This window comes from Halomonas sp. M1 (genome assembly GCF_029581375.1).
In the GTDB taxonomy this organism is placed as follows: Bacteria; Pseudomonadota; Gammaproteobacteria; order Pseudomonadales; family Halomonadaceae; genus Vreelandella.
This window is the reverse complement of sequence record NZ_CP121119.1, coordinates 2256627-2281964: the sequence shown is the minus strand read 5'-3', so window position 1 is coordinate 2281964 and position 25338 is coordinate 2256627. Positions and strand designations below refer to the sequence as shown.

Here is a 25338-nt window from a genome sequence, read left to right as displayed (position 1 = left end):
CTCGAGGATGGCTGGATACCAAAGCTCTATCGGCGAGAACGACCACGACTTGAGTGACGATTAACGCAAATCGCTTACCGCGTTTTGAATATCCTGCACAGAGGCTTTGCTTAGATCTTTAGAGAGCGTGTGAATAACCAGCTTTTGAGTGGGGTTATCAAGTTTTTCACGCAGTAGGCCTAGAAACTTAGGCGGCGCAACCATAATCAGCTTTTCCATGCTGTTTTCCACCCGAGCGGTATAAAGGCGCTGAACCACTTCTTTAGCAAACAGCTCGTTCTCATGTTTTGAAGCGGCTCCCTCTTCACCGGAGGAGCGTGACGTAGTGGACATTGACTCATGGACATCGGCGCCACGACGATCAGTGATTAAATCTCCTTCATGCAGCCGTCCTTCCGCATGTACCAAACTCTCCTGTTCAACGAGGTTTAGCGCATCACGGGTGAAAATACGCGCACGGGCGGCATCGGCTACCACAATATAGGTGGTCATCGTCATACGTCCTCCTTGTCATTAGTTGCCTCTTAACCATGGCAAGCGTTTGCCGTTTGGTCAAACACTTGCGAGGGCTAAAACATGTTTTGGAGAGTTAAAGTACCTTGCTGCGCAGTAAGCTGGTAATTGCCTCGCCAATCAGTACAAGCACGATGATCGCGATCAAAATGGTGGCAACAGTGGGCCAGGCAAAGGTATCGATAGCGCCCTGAAGAATCACGCCAATACCGCCAGCGCCCACGAGCCCTAGCACGGTGGACTCACGAATGTTGATGTCCCAACGCAAAATCACAATGGCGAAAAAGGCCGGCATCACCTGGGGCACAATAGCGTAGGCAACCACTTTGGCTTTGGAAGCACCGGTGGCTTCCATAGCTTCCACCGGTCGGCGATCGATTTCCTCAATGGCTTCGCCCATTAATTTGCCGATAAAGCCTATCGAGCGAAACACAATCGCCAGGATCCCTGCTAACACGCCGGGGCCAAAAATGGCCACGAATAACAGCGCCCATATAATTGTATTAACCGAGCGGCTTGAGACCAGAATAAAGCGCCCGAGCCACAGGCACGCACGATTGGGCGTGGTGTTTTGGGCAGCGATATAGGCCACCGGCAGGGCTAGAAAAATAGTGAGAAAGGTTGCGAGCGTCGCGATATGCACCGTTTCCAGCAGCGCGTTCAAAATATTACTTAGCCCGGCAGCGCTCGGGGGCCACATGCGCGCACCCAAATTCGACATTTGATTGGGAGCGTCCCACACCCAGGGCCAGAATATATCAATATCGCGAACAGCCCAGAACACCAGCATTAACGTGCCTAGTAGCACCGCATAGCGGATGAGCCTCTCTTTACGGTCGTAGCGTTGCCAAACGCGGTCGGCGAGTTGCTGTGCGTGATCTACCATATTTTTTTCCTTACCCAGCCGCTGATGCCTTCACTGAGCAAAATAACCGCAATAATGATCAGCAGAATCGCAAAGGCGAAGTCGTAATCGTAACGGCCAAAGGCATTCATTAACGTGCCACCGATACCCCCGGCCCCGACGATGCCAACCACCGCAGAGGCGCGCAAATTGCTGTCAAGCTGATACATTGATAAACCAACCTGGCGGGGTAATATTTGTGGGAAGACCGCGTAATACAGTGTGGCTATATAGCCTGCACCTGCTGCGCGCATGGCTTCTACTTGCCCCCAGTCAATCTCCTCAATCTCTTCGGCCAGCAGTTTGCCTACAAAGCCAATGGAGTAGAGGGTGAGCGTTAAAATACCTGCCAGCGGCCCAAAGCCCACCGCTGCGACAAATAAAATGGCCACAATCACTGGGTGAAAGCTGCGCGAGATAATGATCACCGAACGGCCAATTAAGTAGATCGGTAGGGGGGCAATGTTACGTGCGGCCATCACCGCAAAAGGAATCGAGAGCAGCACACCCAAGAGCGTTGCCAGAATGGCGATTTGAAAGCTCTCTTTAAACCCGGTGAGCAGCAGGCCAAAGCGCTCAAAGCTTGGTGGGAAGCCGCCGCTAAAGATGCGGGCAGCCCTAGGTAGGCCTTCCGAAATGCGTGCCCAGTTAAACGGCAAAGAACCGAAAGCCCACACCAGATAAATCGCGGCGACAATAAAAATGCCGTAGCGAATAAAGGGGTTGGCAATAAACGGCGGCTTTTTCCAGGTGCGAGGCACATGGGGTTGGGGGTCAGGCGGAGTCATGGCGTTCTACCTCCGCTGAGCGGTGCGGCTGCTCGGAAACCGTTTCATCCGGTGCCTCAATGCCACCATAAATGGCATCTAGCGCGTCTTTGTTAAAGTCTGCGGGCCGCCCGTCAAAAATCATCTTGCCGTGGCGCAGGCCGACAATGCGCTCTGTGTAGGTTTTTGCCTGGGCAACGTTGTGAATGTTGATCAATACTGGCAGCGAAAGCTCACTGGCAAGGCTCTGCAGCAAGATCATGATTTGTTCCGACGTACGTGGGTCTAGCGATGCCGTTGGCTCGTCGGCCAGCAACAGGTCGGGTTCTTGCATTAATGCCCGCACTACCCCTACGCGCTGGCGTTCACCGCCGGAAAGCTCATCGGCACGCTTATTGGCGTAATGGGCAATGCCCACTCGCTCCATCAGGGTAAAGGCGCGCTCTATATCGGCTGGCGGGTAGCGACGCGAAATGGCTTGGTAGAGATTAACGTAGCCAAGTCGCCCGGCGAGCACGTTCTCCATGACGGTGAGTCGGTCAAGTAAGTTAAAGCCTTGGAATACCATGCCAATTTTGCGCCGGGCGCGGCGTAACTCAGCCCCTTTCACGTTAACCAGCTCGGCACCGTTGAGTTTGATCGAGCCTGACGTGGGCTCTACTAAGCGGTTGATACAGCGCAGCATGGTGCTTTTACCGGCACCGGAAGCGCCTACGATAGACACAACGCTATTGTCTTCTACCTTGAGATCGAGGCCTTTTAGCACCGCCTCGTTGTGGCCATAACGCTTGACCAGATTTGTAATTTCCAGCATGGGTTCGCTTCCATCGATAAACGAAGAACCGCGCCGCGAGCAGCGGCGCGGTACGCGTTACTCCAAATTTTCCCGCGTATAACGCACGTCATTAGCGGCTTGGATGGTGCGAATCACTTGCCAGTTATCTTTGTAATTAATCGGAATAAACTTCTCGACGCCCTCAAACTCTTCGCCAAGTTCGGTGCCGACAAAGTCAAAGGTAAAAAAGGCTTCTTCGATTTTCTCCACGAGGTCTGGGTGCAAGTTATGGGCGTAGTTATAGGAGGTCGTAGGGAAGCGGTCTGATTCATAAATCAGCCGAACATCCTCTTCATCGTAAAGCCCCCGTGCTGCCATGCGCTCGACAACTTCAGAAGCGACCGGCGCTGCGTCGTAGTCACGCGCTACAACACCCAGCATGGACTGGTCGTGGCTGCCGGAGTAGACCACGTCGTAATCTTCCTCTGGCGTGATCCCTAGTTCGGGCAGCAAGGCACGCGGGGCCAAGTTGCCAGAGTTAGAGGTAGGCGAGGTGTGGGCTACCCGTTTACCTTTAAGGTCTTCAAGGCTCTCAATGTCAGAGTCCACGTGGGTGAACATCTGCAGGGTGTAGCCGAACTGGCCGTCGTCGGAGCCCATCAACGCAAAAGGCACCGCACCTGCTAAATTAACGGCAAATGGGGTTGGCCCGGTTGAGAAACCGGCGATATGCAATCGCCCGCTGCGCATGGCTTCAACCTGTGCAGCGTTGGACTGTACCGCGAAGAAACGCACGTTACGCTCGGTAACCTCAGATAAGTGGTCAATAAAAGGCTGCCAGATGTCTGAATAAATGGCAGGATCTTCTACGGGCGTATAAGCAAAAATAAGGGTGTCTGGGTTGACCCACTTTGACTCATCGCTTGGCCGGTCAGCGACCATATCGCCATCTTCGTCGCAGAACATAGTGTCAAGATCGCCGCGCTCGCATTCTGCGAAGGCGTGGGTAGAAAGCAGTGCGAAGGGGAGCAGTGATGCAGCCGCGAACATAGCAAGCGGGCGCTTGCAGAAACGTGATGTTTCCATAGTTAGCCTCTTATATGCGTTATTTTTGTGTTTTGCTATCCACTATCGCGTTTAACGCTTTCTTTTGCTTGGCGTGCGTTTCGTAAGTGGACATTTGTAATGCTAGATGTTTATTTTTCGAAAACGATCCCTTTCAATCTAGGATTTGTTGCAAAGATATGTCAAACACTTTCAGAACCTCTTCCTATCATTGGCGAAACCGCTATCTCTTGATGCGTCATGGGCATAGCCAAGCCAATGAGCAGGGCTTAATTATTAGCTCGCCTGAAAGGGGGCTTAACGCGTTTGGGCTTTCTGCTTTGGGAGAACAGCAACTGCTTGAGACGGTAGAAGATTGGCAGTGGACAACCCCGACGCGGGTAGTGCATTCGGACTTTTTACGTACAACACAAACCGCTGAAAGGGTTGCCAGTGCCTTTGGTTTAACGCTGGAGAAAGAGCAGCGCCTGCGTGAGCGCTATTTTGGTGAGCTTGATGGCCAGGCAGATCGATATTACCCCGATGTATGGGCGCTAGATGCTCAGGATGCCGACCATCAGCAATACCAAGTGGAAGCCGTAAGCCGCGTAGCAGCGAGATTGTGTGCAGTGATCGAGGGGCTAGAGCAGCAGTGCAGCGGCGAGACGGTGCTGGTGGTTAGTCATGGGGATCCGTTACAGATACTGCTCACTGCGCTGGCCAATAAACCGCTGACGCAACACCGTGAGCAGGCCGCACTACTGCCCGCGAGTATTACCCGGCTGGGCGGTTAAGCGTTGCTTTCTTTGGGCGGAATCCAGGCAATCATGTCCACTTCTACGTCCGCACCGCCGGCAAGGCCGGTAACGCCAATACAGGTGCGGGTAGGCAGCGGCTTCTGGAAGTAGCTGGCATATACACCATTTACCTCGTCAAAGTGGCCCATGTTGGTAATAAATACCCGTGACTGAACCACGTACTCAAAGCTGCTGCCCACCTCTTCCAGCACAATCGCTAGGTTTTGCATCACGCGGTGGGTTTGTTCGGTAAACGTACCCAGCAGCATTTCGTTGGTTTCCGGAACAGTGGGCATTTGGCCGGTAATAAAGACCAAATCTCCCACCCGGCATGCGTGGGAGAAGGGCGCAATCGGCTGTGGCGCGCGGTCGATAAATAGCTTTTCCATCGTAAACTGTCTCTCTTATGTCGATGTGTCGGCGATGCTAGTTATAAATGAAATACAAAAATGGGCCTGCGATGAGGCCCATTGTCTTACCCATTCCCGTACTTAGTGTCCCAGAATCTGGCTTAAGAACAGCTTCGTGCGCTCAGACTGTGGGGTATTAAAGAACGGCTCAGGCGCGTTCTCCTCAATGATTTGCCCCTGATCCATAAAAATCACCCGGTCGGCGACGGTTTTGGCGAAGCCCATTTCGTGGGTCACGCAAAGCATGGTCATACCCTCATTGGCCAGCTCGACCATGACGTCTAGCACTTCTTTAATCATTTCAGGGTCAAGGGCGGAGGTGGGCTCGTCGAAAAGCATCACATCGGGGTGCATACACAGCGAGCGGGCAATCGCCACCCGCTGCTGCTGGCCGCCTGAAAGCTGTCCGGGATACTTTTTGGCCTGCTCGGCAATGCGCACCCGCTCTAAGTACTGCATGGCCATCTCTTCTGCTTCGCGGCGCGGCTTTTTCTGCACCCACATGGGCGCGATACAACAGTTTTCCAGCACCGATAAATGGGGGAAGAGGTTAAAGTGCTGGAAGACCATGCCCACGCTGCGACGAATCTGCTCGATACGCTTAACGTCCTGGGTCAGCGGCACGCCGCCCACCACGATTTCACCCTGCTGGTGCTCTTCTAAATGATTGATGCAGCGAATCAACGTGGATTTACCCGAGCCAGAAGGTCCACATATAACGATACGCTCACCGCGTTTAACCTCTAGGTCGATATCGCGTAGCACGTGAAAGTCGCCGTACCATTTGTTAACGCCGCGCATTTCAACCATCAGATCAGAAGTACGTGTGCCAGAGACGTTGGTGGCTGCTTGTGTCATGTCAGTATCCTGCTAAAAATCGTTAATAAAAGCGGCGTTAGCGCTTATGGCCGGTGTGTAGCTTGCGTTCTAAGTACTGGCTATAGCGCGACATGCTGAAACAGAAGATCCAGAACATAAACGCGGCAAATACATAGCCCTCTAGCGAGAATCCCAGCCAGCGAGAGTCGGACAGTGCCGCTTGCACGATCCCTAATAGGTCAAACAAGCCGATAATCATGACCAGCGTGGTGTCTTTAAACAGCGAGATAAAGGTATTCACGATGCCTGGAATCATCATCTTTAGCGCTTGGGGTAACACAATCAGCCCCATGCGTTTCCAGTAGGTCATCCCTAGCGCGGCCGCAGCCTCTTCTTGGCCTTTGGGAATAGCCTGTAAACCACCCCGGATAACCTCAGCCATATAGGCACTTTGGAACAGCGTAAGGCCGATAAGCGCACGTACTAAGCGGTCAACGCTGATTCCTGAGGGTAAGAACAGCGGCAGCATTACCGAGGCCATGAACAGGACGGTAATCAGCGGCACACCGCGCCAAAACTCAATGAATACTACGCAGAAGCTTTTGACGATGGGCATATTAGAGCGCCGCCCCAATGCCAGCACAATACCAATGGGTAGCGCGCCCACCATACCGACGGTGGCCAACAGCAGGGTCAGCATTAAACCGCCCCAGCGGTGAGTGGGTACGCGGGGCAGGTCGAAGTAGCCGCCGTGGAGCAGCACGTAGGCCACTACCGGAAAGCCCACTAAGGCAAACACCGCCACCCAGCGTTTAAAGGGCAGCTTGGGAATAGCCAGCCATGCAATCAGCGCAAAGAAACCCGCAAACACCACGTTAGCGCGCCATATTTCTGTGCGCGGATAAAGGCCATAAATAAACTGGCTAAAGCGGGCATTGACAAATACCCAGCAAGCGCCTTCACGTGAGCAGTCGTCGCGGCTCGTGCCGACCCAGTCGGCGTTAATAAACGCCCACTGCACGGTGGGCACGACCAAAAGATACAGCACGTAAAGCCCGATAAGCGTAAAGATGGTATTGATTGGGCCGTTAAACAGGTTGGTGCGCAGCCACGCGACTGGCCCCACTGAACTACTGGGGGCGGGCCTCGGATCAATCATCGATTGGTTATGAATCATGTGTATTTCCTCGCCATTGGCCTAGCGTTCAACCAGCGCCACGCGGGCGTTGAACCAGTTCATAAACATGGACACCAGTAGGCTGATGGTCAGATAGACCGCCATGGTCATGGCAATGACCTCAATGGCTTGGCCGGTCTGGTTCAGCGTGGTACCTGCAAACACCGAGACAAGGTCTGGGTAACCAATGGCCGTGGCCAGCGATGAGTTCTTGATCAGGTTTAGATATTGGCTAGTGAGCGGCGGAATAATCACACGCAGCGCCTGGGGAATGACCACTAAGCGCAGTACTAGATTGCGCGGCAGGCTAAGCGCCTGGGCGGCTTCGGTTTGGCCGTGTGAAATGGCCTGAATGCCTGAGCGCACAATTTCGGCGATAAACGAGGCGGTATAAATCGACAGCGCAAGCCATAAAGCGAGGAACTCAGGAATGATCGTAATGCCACCGCGGAAGTTAAAGCCACGCAGCTCTGGCACATCCCAAGTAACCGGCACACCCGTGGCCACCAATACCAGCATGGGTAAGCCGAAAATTAACGCAAACGAAATCCAGTAAGCTGGGATGCGTTTGCCGGTTGCCTCATGGCGGCGTTTGTTCCAAACAACCAGCGCAATGCTGGCAATGACCGCGGCCATAAAGGTTGCGGGGATGAGGCCAAAGCCTGACTCAAAGAGCGGTTCAGGCAGGTAGAGGCCGCGCACGTTGAGGAAGATAACTTCACCAAAGGCGAGACTGTCCCTGGCGCTGGGCAGCGTGCGAAGCACTGCGTAGTACCAGAAGAAAATTTGCAGTAGCAGTGGGATATTACGAAAGGTTTCGATATACGCATTGGCTAAGCGGGCAAGTAACCAGTTAGGCGACAGGCGGGCAATCCCGACAATAAACCCAATGATGGTCGCCGCTAAGACCCCTAAACCCCCTACCAATAGGGTGTTGAGCAGGCCCACGACAAACGTGCGGCCGTAGGTGCTTTGGGATGAGTAGTCGATCAGACTCTGAACTATCCCAAAGCCTGCGGTGTTACCTAGGAAACCAAACCCGGTAGTAATGCCACGTGCGGATAAGTTGTCCTGGGTATTCCCGACGATATAGAGCAAAAAAGCGGCGACAGCGGCCACAAGGAGTAACTGAAAAATAAGAGCGCGCTTAGCGCGGTCTCGCCAGAAGGGAGGCTTTTGGCCGACCGGGCGAGAGTTGGGTCGAACGGACATGGATAGCGTCTCCGCGATACGGCAGGTCAATCAAATGGCCCGCCGTCACTAAACAGGAGGGCGGGCCGGGGTCAATCGAGACGCTTAGCGAATCGGCGGTGCGTACTGGAAGCCGCCTTGGTTCCACAGCGCGTTAACGCCGCGTTCGATTTCCAGCGGAGAGTCCATTCCTACGTTACGCTCAAAGCTTTCGCCGTAGTTACCCACTTGGCTTAGGATGTTGTAAGCCCAGTCAGCGTCTAAGCCCATGCCTTCACCGTAGTTGCCGTCTTGGCCGAGCAGGCGTGCAATGTCGGGGTTATCAGAGTCGCGCATTTCTTCAGCGTTTTCGCTGGTAACGCCATACTCTTCACCGTTAAGCATGGCAAAGAGTGACCATTTGACGATATTGAACCACTGGTCGTCGCCCTGGCGAACCACCGGGCCAAGGGGCTCTTTTGAGATAACATCGGAGAGAATGACGGCGCCATCTGGGTCATCTAGTTGGATGCGCAGAGCAGCAAGCTGAGAGGTATCAGAGGTGAGTACGTCACAGCGGCCAGCTTGGAAGCCACCTACCGTTTGCTCAGACGTATCAAATACAATCGGGTCGAATTCCATGTCGTTAGCACGGAAGTAGTCAGCTAGGTTGAGTTCTGTAGTGGTGCCCGACTGGATGCAGATAGCGGCGCCATCTAACTCAGAGGCTTCTGAAACGCCCAGGTCGCGGGAAACCATAAAGCCCTGGCCGTCGTAAAAGTTAACACCGGTAAAGTTAAGACCTAGGGTCGTATCGCGGGTAGTGGTCCAGGTGGTGTTGCGTGACAGTACGTCCACTTCGCCCGACTGCAGCGCGGTGAAGCGCTCAACCGCATTTAAGGAGATGTAGTTAACCGCATCGGCATCACCCAGCACCGCTGCTGCTACGGCGCGGCATACGTCAACGTCGATACCTTGCCACTCGCCGCTATCGTCTGGCGCGGAAAAACCTGGTAAGCCATCGCTAACACCACACTGAACGGCCCCGCGTGATTTGGTATCTTCGAGCGTGCTGGCCTGCGCAGTTGCTACGCCCGCAACGGTGATGGCGCCCGCAGATGCCAGCAGTACCAAGTGTTTCTTGTTAAACATGGTAGTTCCCCTTCCTAGATGTAATGTCGTTATGCATGCAGGTGCATGACACTAAAAGCTAGCAAGGAAGGTGCCAAAAAGGATACGACGTTAAATTCAGCGCTTTTCAACGCAAAACGGAGCAAGTTCCTACCAAAGTTGTGGTGCATGAAAGTGCATTAGCGGCTACCGTGCGCACTTTTTTGGTGCGTAGCCGCTAATGCAGAGGTGATACTCTCTGCTGAGAGCTTAATAATCGGACGTCTTAGCGAATGGGTGGAGCGTACTGAATGCCGCCGTCATTCCAAAGACTGTTTAAGCCGCGTGCAATATTGAAATCTGACCCTGTACCCACGTTACGATCATAAATATCCGCATAGTTGCCTACCTGTTTAACGATTTGGTACGCCCAGTCGGTCTCAATACCCATGGCTTCGCCAAAATTACCGTCCTGACCTAGCAGACGCATAACATCGGGGTCTTCTGAGGTGAGATGCTCGTCCACGTTTTCCTGGCTAACGCCTAATTCTTCGGCGTTAAGCATGGCAAACAGCGTCCATTTGACGATGTTGAACCACTGGTCATCGCCTTGGCGCACGGCGGGGCCAAGCGGCTCTTTCGAGATGATTTCGGGGAGTACAACAGCCATGCTGGGGTCGGCAAGCTGCATGCGCTGAGCATAGAGCTGGGAGGCATCGGAGCTTAAAACGTCGCAGCGGCCCGCTTCAAAGCCGATAATCGACTGCTCAGGGGCATCAAACACTACTGGATCGTAGGTCATCTCGTTAATGCGGAAGTAATCGGAAAGGTTAAGTTCGCTGGTGGTGCCGGACTGAGTGCAGACTGCCGCGCCATCCAGCTCTTTGGCGCTTTGCACGCCCAGGTCACTAGCGACCATAAAGGCTTGGCCGTCGTAGTAACTAACGCCGGTAAAGTGCATGCCCAGGGTGGTGTCACGGCTTGATGTCCACGTGGTGGTGCGGGATAGTACATCGACTTCGCCAGACTGCAGGGCGGTAAAGCGCTCTACAGAGTCTAGCGGTACGAAATCTACTTTTGTTGCATCCCCGAGCGCCGCTGCGGCCACTGCCCGGCACACGTCGGTATCCAGGCCGCGGTACTGATCATCGTCATCCAGTGAAGAGAAGCCCGGCTGGGCGGCATTGACGCCACAGCGAAGGCTGTCACGGTTCTGCACCGTTTCCAAAGTGCTGGCCATGGCCACCGTGGGTAGCAGTATGCTGATTCCTAACCCCAACCAACGAACGTTTTTCATTTTTATTCCTTAACGTGGGTAGCCAAACAAACAGGTTTAGCAAACAAAACTAAGCGCACAAAAAAGGCCGAGCAATGCCCGGCCTTCGCTGTCAATACCTTAGCGCTCGCTTACGCAAAGGCTTTCCGCATAAAGGGCGGTAGCGCCAGGGCGCCACGGTGGGCATCACCTGTGTAGTACTGTAGCGGCATTTCGTGGCTGGCGGCAGCTTGTTCGCGAAAGCTTTCCACGTTGGCGTTTTTACCCGCCAGGGTCACACTCCACCAGCCAGAGGGGTACACCGGCTGCGGGAAGGGCAGGGTGGCCACGCTATCAAAGCCTGCTTCACGCATATCGTTGCGCAGCTCACGAATGATAGAGCCGCTGTGGTAGAGCGGTGATTCGCTCTGCTGCACCATCACGCCACCATTTTTTAGGATGCGGTGGCAGCGCTTAAGGAAGTCGGTTTTAAACAGCCCTTCGGCAGGGCCTACCGGGTCGGTGGAGTCGATAATCAGCACATCGATGCTCTCATCGGCAGCGTCATCTACCCACTTCACGCCGTCGGCAAATAGCAGTTCGGCTCGGGGGTCGCCGTTAGCTTCCACCAACGCTGGGAAAAAACGCTCCGCCGCCTTGGTGACCTCTTCATCGATGTCGATTTGGGTGACTTTTTCAACGCCGGGGTGACGGAGCACCTCTTTAAGCGTTCCACAGTCACCGCCGCCAATGATCACCACCCGCTTGGGGTCTTGATGGGTGAATAGCGCCGGGTGGGCAATCATCTCGTGATAGAGGAAGTTGTCGCGGTCGGTCAGCATCACGCAGCCATCCAGCACCATCAGGTTGCCGTAGGTCTCCGTGGCGTACACTTCTAGGTGCTGGTAAGGGCTCTGTACATCCAGCAGTTTTTCAGAGATTTTCAGCGAGAAAGCGCTGCCGTGGCTATCAAATACCTCGGTGAACCACTGGTCGTTACGTAGTTCGCTCATTACTTTGCTCCTGAGCGTGGGGCGCTGGTTTGCGTTGCAATGCCTTGGTGGTATTGGGGGCTTAACTCGTGCAGCGCGTCCATAAAGGCGGTGACATTGTCTGGGTTAGTGAACTGGCTGATGCCGTGGCCCAGGTTGAACACGTGGCCCGGGCCGTGGCCGTAGCTTTCAAGCACGCGTGCCACTTCAGCGCGAATAGCAGAAGGCCGTGCGAACAGCACGTTAGGGTCGAGGTTGCCTTGCAGGGCTACTTTATGGCCCACCCGTGCGCGGGCGTCAGACAGCTCGGTAGACCAGTCGATACCCAGCGCATCGGCACCGGCGCAGGCGATGTGTTCAAGCCACTGGCCGCCATTTTTGGTGAACAGGATGACCGGCACGCGGCGTCCGTCGTGGTCGCGGATCAAACCGGAAACAATCTGCTCCATATAGCGCAGCGAGAACTCAAGGTAAGCCGGGGTAGATAGCGCGCCGCCCCAGGTGTCAAAAATCTGCACCGCCTGGGCGCCCGCACGAATCTGGGCATTCAGGTAGTCGGTTACCGCGTGGGCCAGGGTGTCCAGCAGCTGGTGCATGGTGTCTGGCGTATCGTAAAGCATGGTTTTCAGGTGGCGGAAATCTTTACTTGAACCGCCCTCCACCATGTAAGTAGCCAGCGTCCAAGGGCTGCCTGAAAAACCAATCAGCGGCATACGGCCGTTGAGCTCACGACGGATGGTCGACACTGCGCGCATCACATAATCAAGGTCGCGCTCGGCGTTGGGCACGGTGAGTGCGGCAACCTCTTGTGGCGTGCGCACGGTTTTCTTGAATTTCGGGCCTTCGCCGGTTTCAAAATAAAGCCCCAAGCCCATCGCGTCAGGGATCGTCAATATATCTGAGAATAGAATGGCGGCATCAAGGGGATAGCGCTCTAAAGGCTGCAGCGTGACTTCACAGGCCAAGTCATGATTGCGGCACAGATCCATAAAGCTACCCGCATCGGCACGGCTGGCGCGGTATTCCGGCAGGTAACGGCCTGCTTGACGCATCATCCACACCGGAGTGCGGTCTACGGGCTGACGAGCCAGCGCGCGGAGAAAACGGTCGTTTTGCAAAGGTGTGGTGGTCATAAACACTTGCTCTTAAGAAATTTGCCCGCATTGTAAGGGAGTCTTTGTACCTGAAGATAGGAATTGTACTTGAAGATAGGACGCATGGCGGCGTCTGGCCTGGCATTAATCGTCGCACCCTATTAATCGTTGCACCCTAGGGATACCGTGAGGCCGCCGCCGCTTCCTGGTAAACTATGTGCCCACTTTGCCAACACTGGTGTGGTTAACTGGTTTGGTTGATCAGCGAGGTAACCTGTGACCATCCGCTTCATTGCCGCTTCTCGGCTGCCCACTCCCTGGGCGACATTCACTATGCATGGTTTCGAAGACGAGGCCACGGGTAAAGACCATATTGCGCTAACGCTGGGCGACGTGAGCGGCGGCGAGCCAGTGCTTGGGCGCGTGCACTCTGAGTGCTTAACCGGCGATGCGCTGTTCTCCATGCGCTGTGACTGTGGTTATCAGCTGCAGGAGGCGCTCAAGCGTATTGCCGAAGAGGGCCGGGGCGTACTGTTCTACCTGCGCCAAGAGGGGCGCGGTATTGGGCTACTTAATAAAATTCGCGCCTACAACCTTCAAGACCAGGGGGCCGATACGGTAGAGGCCAACGAACAGCTCGGTTTTGGTGCCGACATGCGCCGCTATGACCTGTGCGTGCCGATGCTCAACCATTTAGGTATTACGGCGTTAAAACTGATGACGAATAACCCGCGCAAGGTGGATGCCTTGACTCGGGATGGAGTGAATGTGGTCGAGCGTCTGCCGATTACCACAGGTCTGAACCCGCACAACGAACACTACCTCTCCACTAAAGCGGGCAAGCTCGGCCATATGATGGCGCTGGATGATTTTACCCAGGCCAGCGACGTGGATATTGAGCGTAAGGGGTAGGAAAAAAGAGGCTTGACCGTTGTATGCCTTTAACGCAAAGTAAACTTATTGATAACTCAAAGGCATAATGATGCAACGCTTATCTATTTTGCTTGTGGAAGATGATCCCGGTGATGCCGGTCTTATTAAGTATACGCTTAAATATGATGATCAAGAGACCACGCTAGATTGGGTAAGCAGCCTCTCAGAGTTAGCCGATTATTTACAGCAAGCGCCCCTACTCCCTGATGTTATTCTGCTCGATTTAAGCTTGCCAGATTCAAGCGGTATTGCAACGGTACAAGCCTGTAAAAGGCTCGCTGCTGGAACGCCCATCGTTGTATTGACAGGTTACGACGACGCTCACTTTGCGCTAGAAGTGCTTGAAATGGGCGCTCAAGACTATCTTGTTAAAGGCAGTATTGATGCGGACTCTTTAAAACGCACCATACGCTATGCCATTAGCCGCGCTAAGCTTGAGCAACGTTTAGTGCTTTCTGAAGAGCGCATGGCGGCAGCCATTGAAGGGGGCAAACTAGGGGTTTGGGACTGGTTGTTTGACCGCAATGAGTTTGTTTTTAGTGATCGCTGGCTGGCTACCGTGGGCTTTAAATCTGATAGTCCAGACCTGCCCGCTAATGCTGAAGCCTGGATAGAGCGCATACATCCTGAAGAGCGCCAACATTTTGAGCTAGCCGTGGAGCGCCACCTGTCTGGCGAGTTGCCTAATTACCAGTGCGAATTTCGTATCCTTCACCGTGATGGCCATTGGGTGTGGTTATTTGAATCCGGTCACGTCACTGAGCGAGACGCGCTGGGAAACCCTATTCGCATGGTAGGCGTACAACAGGATATTAGTGAGCGAAAAGCGATGGAGGAGCGGCTGATCCATTTAGCGATGCATGACGAGTTAACGGGTTTGCTTAATCGCCGTAGCTTCATGAATATAGCGGACAGAGAGTACGGGCGAGTTAAGCGCCAAGCTGACTACTGTGTTGGCATGCTTATGCTCGATTTAGATAGGTTTAAAAGTGTTAATGATACCTATGGGCATGCTGCGGGAGATGAAGTGTTAAAACGCTTTTCACACGTGGTAACTGAGCAGTTAAGGGAAAACGATGTATTTGCCCGTTTAGGGGGGGAGGAGTTTGCTGTTTTACTTCCTCACACAGAACGAGATGGCGTAGAAAAAGCGGCTGAAAAGCTTAGATCGGCTGTTGAGGGCTTAAATATTGACCTTGATGAAACATTAACGATCAAGGTAACGACCAGTATAGGCGCCACCATGATGCACCCTGATGATGATCGACCCGACGGGGGGCTAGCCAGAGCAGATAGCGCGCTTTATAACGCAAAGAACAGTGGTCGGAATCGTGTTTGTGTGAATGTAAATAGTGCCTAGCTTTTAATGCGATAAGGATAAACGGTATGCAGTTGGCCGCGTCTATAAAAATAACGAAGCAAGGCTGGCTCACCCCTCTAGTGTTAGCGCTTCTACTACTCCTGCCGTGTATTGCCCAGGCTTCTCTGACTATTGGTGTCTTTGCCTACCGTGATGCAAGCGCTGTAGAGCAGGAGTTTGCCCCTGTGGCAGACGCTGTGAATAGCGCGTTTCCGGAGCGGACTGTCGAGCTTAGCGCTTTAAGCCTGGAGCAGTTAGAAGCCGCTATCGAAGCGGGACACCTTGATTTTGTACTCACCAATCCGCTGCACTTCTTAACGATACGCCACCAATACGATGTAAGTGGCGCTTTGGCAACACTCTCCCGCCCTTATGCAGGACATCGGCTTAATGCACTGGGTGGTGTCATCGTCACACATGCAGATCGTGATGCTCTTCAGCAGCTTGAAGACCTTGAAGGCTTAGTCATTGGCATGCCGGGTAAGCGCTTTTTAGGGGGGTACCTTACCCAAGCGTATGAAATTTATCAGCATGGATTTCGTCCTGAGCGCTTTGCTATTTATCGCGAACTAGGTAACCACGACGCCGTTATTCAAGCCTTGATAGATAAAGACATAGACGCGGGGTTTGTGAGAACCGGGACGCTCGAATTATGGCAGCAAGAGGGCAGGGAGGGTATTGATCAACTCAAGGTATTGAATGCCCAACAGCATACTCATTTTCCTTTTGAGCACTCAACTCGCCTGTATCCCGAATGGTCATTTGCCGCACTGCCCCGCGTCTCTGAAGAAGATAAACGAACGGTGAGTAGAGCATTACTTAATATGCCGCCCGGTGCACCCTTAGGGTTTGTTGCCCCTATGGATTACTTGCGCCTTGAAGAGACGGCTAGGGCGTTACAGGTGCCGCCTTATAACCCTGTCAATGCCCCGTTGTTGCTACGTTTGCAGCGTGAGCTTGGCAATTGGCTGTGGGTTTTCACCGTATTACTAAGTGGTTTAATTGTCTCTTTACTGCTGCTGGGCGTTCTGTATTGGCGGGGGCGTAAGCACTTGGTCAAAATTAAAGAGCAGCGCCAGGCGCTTAATCATATTTTGTGGGGGACGGCGGCAGGCACCTGGGAGTGGAATGTTCAAACAGGCGAAACGCGCTTTAATGAACGCTGGGCAGAGATGGTTGGTTATCGGCTAGCTGAGCTACAGCCCACGACCATCGATACGTGGATGACGTTTTGCCACCCAGATGATCTAGCCCGCTCTAATGCTGCCCTTCAAGATCATTTTGAAGGGCGCTTAGATAGCTACAGCGTAGAAGCGCGTATGCGCCATCGAGATGGGCATTGGGTTTGGGTGCATGACCGTGGCCGCATTGTAGAGCGAGATGAAGCAGGAGCACCGTTATGGATGGCGGGCACGCATACCGATATCACGTCTCGCAAAGAAGCAGAGGGAGAAGCTTTTGAGGTGACAGAGCAGCTCAAAAAGTTGGCAACCCTGCTGCCTGGTACCATCTACCAGTATCACCTTGCGCCCAGCGGCCATGCCTGCTTTCCCTACGCCAGCCCAGGCATTGAAGCTATTTATGGCGTAACTATTGAAGAAGCGGCAAGTGATATAACGCGTATCTTTAATGCTATTCACCCGGATGACCGGGAGGCCGTTGCAGAAAGCATCCGGCTGTCAGCAGAGACATTGACTATTTGGCATGCCAACTACCGTGTTAACCATCCTAACGGCAAGTTGCTGTGGATAGACGGCATTGCCATGCCAGAGCGTTTAAGTGATGGCGGTACCATGTGGCACGGTTACTTACGCGACATAACGGCTGCTCACTTACTGCAAAAAGAGCGCGATGAATACCGAGAATCCTTAGAAAAATCAAACCAAGAGCTTGAGCATTTTGCTTACGCGGCATCGCATGATTTACGTCAGCCGCTGCGCATGGTGACCAGCTATGGGCAGCTGCTACAGCGCCACTTGGGTGACACCCTAGATGACGATGGCCGCACGATGCTGCATTACATGCAAGACGGTGCTTCGCGCATCGATAATATGTTGCTATCGCTACTGGAGTACTCCCGAGTGGGCCGTAAAGGGCAGCCTATGCAGATGATGCCTCTCAAGGCATCTCTTGAAGAAGCGCTCCACTTCCTCAAGCCAAGTATTGACCAAGCGCAGGCACAGGTAAGTATCACGGGTAGCTGGCCAGAGGTTGTCGCGAGTCCCGATGAAATGACACGGCTTTTCCAGAACTTGGTAGGCAACGCATTAAAATATTGTGCGACTGATAAGCCAGTGATGATTGACATTGCAGTCACTGAACTCGTTGATCAGTCGTGCTGGAAAATCAGTGTTTGTGATAATGGTATTGGCATTGCACCAGAGCAGATCACACGTTTATTTAAAGTGTTTCAACGTCTGCATGCCCGTGAAAAGTATGAAGGTACTGGCGTAGGGCTGGCGATTTGTCGGAAGATTGTGGATCGCTATAACGGCCATGTTTGGGTAGAGTCGGCTGGAGAAGGAAAAGGCAGCTGTTTCTTCTTTACATTACCAATAAAAAATACCGTGGAAGGACCCGTTTAATGCAACAAACGCGACGGCTCTTCGGCTTCCTGCTAGTGTTGTTGCTACCCATGTTTGCATGGGCCACTCCAAGCTTTGATGAATATTTTGAACGTCACTCAGCGCCTATGTGGATGATTGACACCACGAGTGGAGACATTGTGCGCGCCAACGCCGCTGCTTATGAATTTTATGGCTACGATGATCTTGAGCAGCGCAATATACGTCAAATTAATCTGTTAACGCCGGCACAGATAGAAGAGGAAATTGCGCGCGCGAGCGAACGCTCTTCCAACCACTTGTTCATGCGCCATAGGCTTGCCAATGGCAACATCAAAGTAGTCGGTATTAATACCCAGCGGCACAATATCGATGGCCGCGAGGTATTAATATCGTCCATCTACGATACCAGCGAGTTCGAAAGCTCTGCTGAGCGGCACTATATCAAAAGCGTTGAGCAGCAGGTGGACCTGCAGACAGCCGCATTAATAGCCGCTGAACGTAGAACGAGATGGATAAGTTTGATCGCTATCTCTGCACAGGCGTTGTTTATCGCATTGCTGCTTTTTATGATTTTTCGGCTACGTAAAGCAAAGAAAGATAATGAACAGTTAATTGATGCGCTTTCTCATCAGAATCGCGATTTGGAACGGCTAGGTCATGCAATGGCCCACCACTTTCAAGAGCCAAGCCGACGCTTAATTAGTTTTTCTCAGCAATTAAAGCGGGAAGTTGATGCTGCTTCTCCAGGCACGGCAATGGCCGTTCACTATATAAGTACCCAGTCTCAACGTTTAAGTGAGCTCGTGGCAGATGTACAGCGCTATTTAAGTCTGGGTACCGTACCGCCTGTATTTGAGCGGCTGGATACTCTGTCCATCCTGCAAGATGTCTATCAGACGGAGCGTCTATTAGACCCCATGCGGTTAGAGTGCGAGCTGGAGATAGCTACACCGCTGCCCCGTGTTTATTTTGATAAGAAACAGCTAAGCCTTATTTTTAAAATATTACTGCACAATGCTTGGCAGTACCGCTGTAAAGATAGGCCGCTACGTGTGGTGGTGAGTGGGCTGAAGGTGGGTGACCGAGTACGTTTTCGGGTAGAGGATAATGGCCAGGGTGTTGCACCTGAATATCGTGAGCAAATCTTCGATATGTTTTCACGCCTAGTGCCTAACAGCGAAGAGTACCCAGGGACAGGGATGGGGTTAGCACTGGTGGCCAAAGCACTTAGAAAGACCAACGGCCGTATAAGCATTGAAGATGGCCCCCAAGGGGGAGCCTGTTTTATATTTGATTTGCCATCGGCAGGGAGTGAAAAATGACGCGCGCGCAGTTTAAAGTATTGCTGGTGGAAGATGAACCCGCGGATGTGCACCTCACTAAAATGGCCTTCAATGAAGGTAAAGTACTGGTGGATGTGCATGACGTGGGAGATGGTGTTGAGGCGTTAGCATTTTTAAAGCAGGAAGCCCCCTACCAGAATGCGCCAAAGCCGGACTTAATTCTGCTCGATCTTAATATGCCGCGTATGGATGGCAAAACGTTCCTGAAAAAATTCAAAACCTTGGAAACACTTCGTCAAATACCGGTGGTTGTATTAACCACGTCGGAAGCAGAGTCCGATATTATTGACTCTTACGATCTTGGCGCTTCGGGCTTTATTGTCAAACCTGTTGATATAGATCAGTTTATTAACGCTATCCAGGCGCTAGAAGAGTACTGGTTGACGTTGGTAAGAAGGCCATCTTAAAAATGTGCGTGTTGTTTCTCTAACATGCGCCAGAACCTTCCTGTTAATCACCATTGTGAATGCTCGCGCGATATTACTGAGAATACGACGAGTAAATTTATGGGGCATCTACGGCAGCATAATTTTATATGGTTAGCTTTATTAGGGCAGTCTTAAGTTAAGCGGGGTATCATCACGTTAGTTAGCGCGTTACGGAAAGCGCTCACCTCAAGGGTGAGTCCTGCGTTGGTGAAGCGTTTCTAATAATTTGTAATGAGTCGTATTTTCTAAGAGTATTAGATAAATGCTTCTATACAGATCATTGATGGTGTGTAGTGAGTGTTGAGTGCTATTCGTGAATGCGGGCGAAAATGTTAATCCTGCTGATAAAAAAATAAGCGTAGAGGCTACGATGAGCACGACTAAGAATGCCCACGATTCGACCATGCCGTCGGTGTTGGGAAAGCACGATAGTGCTGATGACATGATTCACCGCATAGGCTATGTAACTCGCCTGCTGCGCGACAGTATGAAAGAGCTGGGGTTGGATCAGCAGATCTCCCAGGCGGCGCAGGCGATCCCTGATGCCAATGATCGGCTTAGCTATGTGGCGGCGATGACAGAGCAGGCCGCTGAGCGCGCTTTAAATGCTGTTGAACGAGCCCAGCCATTACAAGATGACCTTGAGAGTGCCGGCGATGCGCTTAGCCAGCGCTGGCAGTTAGCGGCTGCCACTTTGGCCAAGGTGGAAGGTGATACTTCGCTTATCGAAGACACCCAGCATTACTTAAGCAAGACGCTGCCTGATGCCACCGGCGCCACACAAAAAGAGCTGCTAGAAATCATGATGGCGCAAGATTTCCAAGATCTTACCGGCCAAGTGATCAAGAAGATGATGGAAGTCATCAAGCTTATCGAAGAGCAGCTGGTTCAGGTGTTGGTGGATAATGTCCCGAATGTAACCGATGGGGTTAAGGCAGAAGATAACCGTGACGAGCATGCCAAGCTGCGCAACGGGCCGCAGGTCAGTCAACACAAGACTGATGTCGTTGCGGGGCAAGACCAGGTTGATGACCTGCTGGATGAGCTAGGCTTTTAACCGACACCTAGCCCGGTGGCTAGGCGCGGTTAGTCGCTGTATTAATGTTCAGTCTCTTCTTTTGCGGCCTGCTCTTTTTCTATGGCGCGCGCCATCGCCGGGCGTGCCGCATGGCGAGCATGGTAAGCCACTAATGGCTCGGGTAACCGGTGCTTCATGCTAGCTGCCCAGCTTAGCGTATGGGTAAGAAATAGATCTGCCAGGGTAAACGTATCGCCGACAAGGGTTTCTTGGCCATCATAGCGGCGCTCAAGCGCGTGTAGTGCGCGCTGGAACTCCCACGCGGCGGTGGGTAAAACCGCGGGCACACGCCGTTCTTGGGGCAGGGCAAACTTATGCTTGGCCTGTAGCCACAGCGGCTGCTCAACTTCAGTGATGATAAAGCTCAGCCATTGATCTACCTGCGCCCGTTCAGCGGCGCTCTTCGGCAGTAAGCCAGCGTCACCGTACTGCTCTGCTAAGTAGCGGCAGATCGAAGCGGACTCAAACAGGCTTAGCTCACCCTCTTCAAGTACCGGCACTTTGCCATCCGGGTGGCGGGCCAAGTGCTCAGCCGTTTGGCCTTCACCCTTATCCAGCGCCACGTGGTGGCACTGATACGCAAGGCCAAGCTCTTCAAGCGTCCAGGCCACCCGCAGCGAGCGGGAGTTAGGAAAGCTGTACAGCGTGATCATTAGGCGGCTCCTTTGGCGTGCAGTAGAGCATTCACTTTAGTCAGAGCGTTATCCTCTGTCACTACCTACTACCCCCGGGCGCTGCGAATACGTTCGTAGGCATTACCAATCTCGCTAGTGCGGGCCTGGGCAACTTCGCGCATGCTGTCGGGAAGCCCTTTGCCAGCCAGCTTGTCCGGGTGGTTTTGGCTCATTAGGCGGCGGTAAGCTTTTTTGATCTCGGTATCGCTGGCATCTTCACTTACCCCCAGCACTTGATACGCATCTTTAAGCGCCTCTTCGCTAGACCCCTGGGAGTTGGCGGCTGCGCCGTGCAGCATTGCTTCAATTTGTTGAACTTCGGCTTCGCTGCAGCCAACACCGCGGGCCACACGTAGAATCATTTCGTGCTCGGCGGGGTGGAGCACGCCGTCGGCAGCAATGGCGGTGAGCTGAACCTGCAAAAACACCTGACGTAAAATGGGCTGACGCTGGGTGAGGCGGTTGACGCTGGCCAGTTCTGCATCAAGATTGAAATTGTCGGCGCGACCGCGTTCAAAGGCGGCACGCGCTTTGGCGCGCTGTTCACCCTGGAGGTGCATCTGGTCGAACAGCTTTTCGGCTACGCCCAGCTCGCCATCCGTGACCTTGCCGTCGGCTTGGCACAGGCAGCCCATCACCGAAAAGATCGACTCTAGAAAGCCCTCTTGGATTTGCATTCGCGCGATGGTTAAGCGGCGTTTGATGCGCCGTCCTAGCCACCAGCCTAAAACACCCCCCGTGAGCAAACCCCAAGAACCGCCAATGGCGAGGCCAATCAGGCCAAATAGAATAATTAGAAATAGCATTGCATTCTCAAATATTTAAACGTCAAAAAATCACGGCAATCGGGCGCGGATCGCGTTTTCAATGCCCGCTGCATCTAGCCCGCAGTCGCGTAAAAGCTCGGCGGGGGTGCCGTGTTCAACAAAGGCGTCCGGCAGGCCTAAATTTAGCACCTCCACTTGAACGCCTTCGGCGTGGAGGAGTTCATTCACTGCACTGCCTGCGCCACCGGCAATCACGTTCTCTTCCAGGGTGACGAGCAGTTCGTGCTCATCGGCAGCGTGTAGCACGGCGTCGCGGTCAAGCGGTTTAATTGAGCGCATATTAATGTGAGTGGCGTTGAGCGTTTCAGCCACGTCGGCGGCGGCGCTATTAACACTGCCAAACGCCAGCAGTGCGATACGCACTCCGTCGTTTGAGGCGTGGCGGCGCACCTCGGCCTTGCCGATGGCGAGCGGTTCCAGGTGCGTGGGAATATCGACGCCGGGGCCGCTTCCCCGCGGGTAGCGTACGGCAGCGGGGCCAGGGTGGTGATACGCGGCGCTAAGCAAGGCGCGGCATTCGGCCTCATCGGCGGGGGCTAAAATCACCATGCCCGGCACACAGCGTAAAAATGAAAGATCCATACTGCCGTGGTGCGTCGGCCCGTCTTCCCCCACCAGCCCTGCACGGTCAATCGCGAAGGTGACATCCAGATTCTGTACGGCCACATCGTGAATCAACTGGTCGTAGCCGCGCTGTAAAAAGGTAGAGTAGATCGCCACCACCGGTTTCATGCCTTCGCAGGCCATACCTGCTGCCAAGGTGACCGCGTGCTGCTCTGCAATGGCGACATCAAAGTAGCGCTCAGGGTAGGCTTGGGAAAAGCGAATTAAATCTGAGCCTTCGCGCATGGCGGGAGTAATGCCCATCAGCCGCGGGTCGGCGGCGGCCATATCGTATAGCCAGTCACCAAAGACGTTGCAGTATTTCTTCGGGCTCTGTTTTGGCGCTACCGGCTTTTTCACCAGCGATGCTTTGGCGATGTCGCTAGGTTTTTCCAGCTTAGTGATGGCGTGATAACCAATCTGGTCAGCTTCAGCGAGTAAGAAGCCTTTACCTTTGACGGTTTTAATATGCAGGAACTGCGGCCCATCTTCATCGCGCAGGTTGTGCAGCGTGCTGGTTAGCGCGTCCAAATCATGGCCATCGATGGGGCCGACGTAGTTAAAGCCCATCTCTTCAAACAGCGTGGCGGGGCTCACCATACCTTTCATGTGCTCTTCGGTGCGCCGGGCAAGCTCGAGGGCGCCGGGCAGGTGTGAAAGCACCTTTTTGCTCTCTTCGCGCATTTTGAGATAAGGCTTGCTGGACAGCACGCGGGCAAGGTACGTCGCGATGCCGCCGACGTTTTCAGAAATCGACATTTCGTTGTCGTTCAGCACCACCAGCAGGTTAGCGTTAACGTGACCGGCATGGGCCAGTGCTTCAAACGCCATGCCTGCGGTTAGCGCGCCGTCGCCAATAACCGCACACACCCTGCGTGGGTTGCCTTGCGCTTGGGCGGCCAGCGCCATGCCAAGGGCCGCGGATATTGAGGTGCTGGAGTGGCCGACGCCAAAGGTGTCGTACTCCGACTCTGCCCGGTGGGGAAAGGCTGCAAGGCCGCCGTGCTGGCGAATACTGAGCATAGCGTCGCGGCGCCCCGTGAGAATTTTATGGGGGTAAGCTTGATGGCCCACGTCCCACACTAGGCGGTCTTTAGGGGTATGAAAAGCGTGGTGCAGCGCTACGCTAAGCTCCACGACGCCGAGGCCTGCGCCAAAGTGGCCGCCGGAAACGCCGACGCTATACAGCAGGTAAGCGCGCAGCTCATCTGCCAGCTGGGCAAGCTGCTTACTATTCATGGCACGCAGGGCGGCAGGGTGCTCAAAGGAGTCGAGCAGCGGTGTCGTCGGGCGCTCGCGGGGTATCTCGTCGAACAGCTTCATAGGCGGCATGTTTTCATGAGTATGGAGTTAAGAACATGGTTAAGAGCATCGTTTAGTGGTCGCGCTCGATCATATAGTGCGCCAGGTCGGCCAGCGGTGCGGCACGCTCCCCCAGGGGGGCGAGGGCGGCAATAGCCTCATCAATCAGCGCTTGTGCTTTGCGCTGTGCGCCCGCAAGCCCTAGCAGGCTAGGATAAGTGGGCTTGGCACGGGCGGCATCGGCACCGGATGCTTTACCCAGCGTGGCGGTATCACCCGTCACGTCCAGCACATCATCGTGAATCTGGAAGGCTAGACCAATGGCGCGGGCGTAGCGAATTAATGCGCTTAAGCGCGGGTCCTGTTCTTCAACGGCGGCTAGCCCACCGAGACGTACCGCGGCCACAATGAGCGCGCCGGTTTTATGGCTGTGCATGTGCGCTAGCGCGTCGACATCCGGGTGGCCGCCCACAGCGGCAAGGTCCAGTGCTTGGCCTGCGACCATACCTTCTCGACCCGAAGCCACCGCCAGCGTAGTCACCATACTGCCAAGCCGGGGGTGCGGGCGGCGGGCGAGCACTTCAAACGCTAACGCTTGTAGCGCATCACCGGCCAGAATAGCGGTAGCTTCATCGAAGGCTTTATGTACCGTCGGTTGGCCGCGGCGCAAGTCGTCGTCGTCCATGGCGGGTAAATCGTCATGGATTAGCGAGTAAGCGTGAATCAGCTCAATCGCCGCCGCCGGGGCATCCAGGGCCTCATCATCAGCGCCCAGGGCCTGCCCTGCGAGATACACCAGCAGCGGGCGCAGGCGTTTGCCGCCTACCAGCAGGCCGTGGCGCATGGCGGCTTCCAGGCGCGGATCAACGGCGCGGTGGCTGTCGAATAGCGCGGCAAGGGTGGCGTCTACCCGGGCGTTGCTGGTTTGGCGCAGGGTGGTTAGCCGTGTTGGGTTAGCGGTTACCATGGTGGCGTCTCCTCGCTGTCGTCCCCATTGGTTTGGGCAGTGTCGTCCGGGGTGGCAGCAAAGGGGGCGACCGCTAAACGGCCGTCGCGGTCTTCGCTTAAGGCGCGCACCTTTAGCTCTGCGCTGTCGAGACGCTGCTGGGCGTCACGGGTTAGCCGGACGCCTTGCTCGAAAGCTGTCAGCGCATCTTCCAATGAGAGGTCGCCGGACTCAAGGCGTTCCACAAGGCTCTCTAACTGTGAGACCGTTGCGGCAAAATCTTGCGCGGGTGGTGTGTGTTCGCTCATTGGTTAATGCCTACTGGTTTACGGACGCCACAAACAGATAAAGGGCGGCAAGTGGGGCTGCGGTCGTGCTACCAAAAACAAGCGCACAGTATACACCGAGGCAAGGGGGTGGCGTCTGCCCTCATCCAGACGGGCATTTTCC

At 54.0% G+C, this 25338-nt stretch carries 25 protein-coding genes; 7 read left to right on the top strand and 18 right to left on the bottom strand.

Translation table 11 applies throughout. From position 1 onward, the window contains the following. Positions 1-60: 60 nt before the first annotated feature. From P8S54_RS10440 to phnD, 5 genes are all read right to left on the bottom strand, one after another. Positions 61-492 carry a host attachment protein gene (locus P8S54_RS10440; protein WP_009098345.1) on the bottom strand — a complete coding sequence of 144 codons (432 nt, stop codon included), beginning with the start codon at positions 490-492 and terminating at the stop codon, positions 61-63. Between the two features lie 97 nt (positions 493-589). Further along, on the bottom strand, positions 590-1399 hold the full coding sequence (gene phnE, locus P8S54_RS10435) for a phosphonate ABC transporter, permease protein PhnE (protein ID WP_009098347.1): 810 nt from the start codon (positions 1397-1399) through the stop codon (positions 590-592). Then, on the bottom strand, positions 1393-2205 hold the full coding sequence (gene phnE / locus P8S54_RS10430) for a phosphonate ABC transporter, permease protein PhnE (protein ID WP_009098349.1): 813 nt from the start codon (positions 2203-2205) through the stop codon (positions 1393-1395). The genes phnE (P8S54_RS10435) and phnE (P8S54_RS10430) overlap by 7 nt, the downstream gene beginning before the upstream one ends. Continuing rightward, the gene (gene phnC, locus P8S54_RS10425; protein WP_281441694.1) at positions 2192-2998 is read right to left on the bottom strand and encodes a phosphonate ABC transporter ATP-binding protein; all 807 of its coding nucleotides are present in this window, start codon (positions 2996-2998) and stop codon (positions 2192-2194) included. Before phnC ends, phnE (P8S54_RS10430) begins: the two co-directional genes overlap by 14 nt. A gap of 57 nt (positions 2999-3055) precedes the next feature. Continuing rightward, the gene (phnD, locus tag P8S54_RS10420; protein ID WP_281441693.1) at positions 3056-4045 is read right to left on the bottom strand and encodes a phosphate/phosphite/phosphonate ABC transporter substrate-binding protein; all 990 of its coding nucleotides are present in this window, start codon (positions 4043-4045) and stop codon (positions 3056-3058) included. Positions 4046-4203: 158 nt separating this feature from the next. Between phnD and P8S54_RS10415 the strand changes: the two genes are divergently transcribed. Then, positions 4204-4797, top strand: coding sequence for a histidine phosphatase family protein (locus P8S54_RS10415; RefSeq protein WP_281441692.1), 594 nt, complete (start codon positions 4204-4206; stop codon positions 4795-4797). Here the strand turns inward: P8S54_RS10415 and P8S54_RS10410 are convergent. The 8 genes from P8S54_RS10410 to hemE form a co-directional block, all read right to left on the bottom strand. Continuing rightward, a complete protein-coding gene (locus tag P8S54_RS10410; RefSeq protein WP_009098354.1) occupies positions 4794-5189 on the bottom strand; it encodes a Rid family detoxifying hydrolase in 396 nt (131 codons plus the stop codon). The genes P8S54_RS10415 and P8S54_RS10410 overlap by 4 nt on opposite strands. A 102-nt stretch (positions 5190-5291) precedes the next feature. Beyond that, positions 5292-6020: an amino acid ABC transporter ATP-binding protein gene (locus P8S54_RS10405; RefSeq protein ID WP_281444094.1), complete on the bottom strand. Its 729-nt coding sequence runs from the start codon at positions 6018-6020 to the stop codon at positions 5292-5294. A gap of 85 nt (positions 6021-6105) precedes the next feature. After that, positions 6106-7206 carry an amino acid ABC transporter permease gene (locus P8S54_RS10400; protein WP_281441691.1) on the bottom strand — a complete coding sequence of 367 codons (1101 nt, stop codon included), beginning with the start codon at positions 7204-7206 and terminating at the stop codon, positions 6106-6108. Between the two features lie 21 nt (positions 7207-7227). After that, complete coding sequence (locus P8S54_RS10395; protein ID WP_009098357.1) at positions 7228-8418, bottom strand: amino acid ABC transporter permease; 1191 nt, start codon at positions 8416-8418, stop codon at positions 7228-7230. Positions 8419-8502: 84 nt separating this feature from the next. Next, complete coding sequence (locus P8S54_RS10390; RefSeq protein WP_009098359.1) at positions 8503-9528, bottom strand: amino acid ABC transporter substrate-binding protein; 1026 nt, start codon at positions 9526-9528, stop codon at positions 8503-8505. A gap of 244 nt (positions 9529-9772) precedes the next feature. After that, a complete protein-coding gene (locus P8S54_RS10385) occupies positions 9773-10783 on the bottom strand; it encodes an amino acid ABC transporter substrate-binding protein (RefSeq protein ID WP_281441690.1) in 1011 nt (336 codons plus the stop codon). Between the two features lie 110 nt (positions 10784-10893). Next, complete coding sequence (speE, locus tag P8S54_RS10380) at positions 10894-11754, bottom strand: polyamine aminopropyltransferase (protein ID WP_009098361.1); 861 nt, start codon at positions 11752-11754, stop codon at positions 10894-10896. Beyond that, the gene (gene hemE, locus P8S54_RS10375) at positions 11754-12866 is read right to left on the bottom strand and encodes a uroporphyrinogen decarboxylase (RefSeq protein ID WP_281441689.1); all 1113 of its coding nucleotides are present in this window, start codon (positions 12864-12866) and stop codon (positions 11754-11756) included. Before hemE ends, speE begins: the two co-directional genes overlap by 1 nt. Before the next feature lie 237 nt (positions 12867-13103). On the opposite strand from hemE, the gene ribA reads away from it, so the two are divergent. The 6 genes from ribA (at position 13104) to cheZ (ending at position 20515) form a co-directional block, all read left to right on the top strand. Then, on the top strand, positions 13104-13739 hold the full coding sequence (gene ribA, locus P8S54_RS10370) for a GTP cyclohydrolase II (RefSeq protein ID WP_035540358.1): 636 nt from the start codon (positions 13104-13106) through the stop codon (positions 13737-13739). Positions 13740-13809: 70 nt separating this feature from the next. Then, positions 13810-15120 carry a diguanylate cyclase gene (locus P8S54_RS10365; RefSeq protein WP_281441688.1) on the top strand — a complete coding sequence of 437 codons (1311 nt, stop codon included), beginning with the start codon at positions 13810-13812 and terminating at the stop codon, positions 15118-15120. 26 nt (positions 15121-15146) lie between these two features. Further along, the gene (locus P8S54_RS10360; RefSeq protein WP_281441687.1) at positions 15147-17705 is read left to right on the top strand and encodes a PAS domain-containing protein; all 2559 of its coding nucleotides are present in this window, start codon (positions 15147-15149) and stop codon (positions 17703-17705) included. After that, complete coding sequence (locus P8S54_RS10355) at positions 17705-19009, top strand: PAS domain-containing sensor histidine kinase (RefSeq protein WP_281441686.1); 1305 nt, start codon at positions 17705-17707, stop codon at positions 19007-19009. Before P8S54_RS10360 ends, P8S54_RS10355 begins: the two co-directional genes overlap by 1 nt. Further along, positions 19006-19437 (top strand): response regulator, encoded by a 432-nt coding sequence (locus P8S54_RS10350; protein WP_009098371.1) that lies wholly within the window; start codon positions 19006-19008, stop codon positions 19435-19437. The genes P8S54_RS10355 and P8S54_RS10350 overlap by 4 nt, the downstream gene beginning before the upstream one ends. Positions 19438-19828: 391 nt before the next feature. After that, a complete protein-coding gene (gene cheZ / locus P8S54_RS10345) occupies positions 19829-20515 on the top strand; it encodes a protein phosphatase CheZ (RefSeq protein WP_281441685.1) in 687 nt (228 codons plus the stop codon). A gap of 41 nt (positions 20516-20556) precedes the next feature. On the opposite strand, the gene P8S54_RS10340 is transcribed toward cheZ, so the two are convergent. From P8S54_RS10340 to P8S54_RS10320, 5 genes are all read right to left on the bottom strand, one after another. Then, a complete protein-coding gene (locus tag P8S54_RS10340) occupies positions 20557-21189 on the bottom strand; it encodes a glutathione S-transferase family protein (RefSeq protein ID WP_281441684.1) in 633 nt (210 codons plus the stop codon). A 68-nt stretch (positions 21190-21257) separates the two neighbouring features. Continuing rightward, positions 21258-22016, bottom strand: a complete 759-nt coding sequence (djlA, locus tag P8S54_RS10335) for a co-chaperone DjlA (protein ID WP_281441683.1) — start codon at positions 22014-22016, stop codon at positions 21258-21260. 30 nt (positions 22017-22046) lie between these two features. After that, positions 22047-23963, bottom strand: a complete 1917-nt coding sequence (gene dxs, locus P8S54_RS10330) for a 1-deoxy-D-xylulose-5-phosphate synthase (RefSeq protein WP_281444093.1) — start codon at positions 23961-23963, stop codon at positions 22047-22049. 52 nt (positions 23964-24015) lie between these two features. Continuing rightward, positions 24016-24909 (bottom strand): (2E,6E)-farnesyl diphosphate synthase, encoded by an 894-nt coding sequence (gene ispA / locus P8S54_RS10325; protein WP_281441682.1) that lies wholly within the window; start codon positions 24907-24909, stop codon positions 24016-24018. Next, positions 24903-25196: an exodeoxyribonuclease VII small subunit gene (locus P8S54_RS10320; protein ID WP_009098383.1), complete on the bottom strand. Its 294-nt coding sequence runs from the start codon at positions 25194-25196 to the stop codon at positions 24903-24905. The genes ispA and P8S54_RS10320 overlap by 7 nt, the downstream gene beginning before the upstream one ends. Positions 25197-25338: the final 142 nt, after the last annotated feature.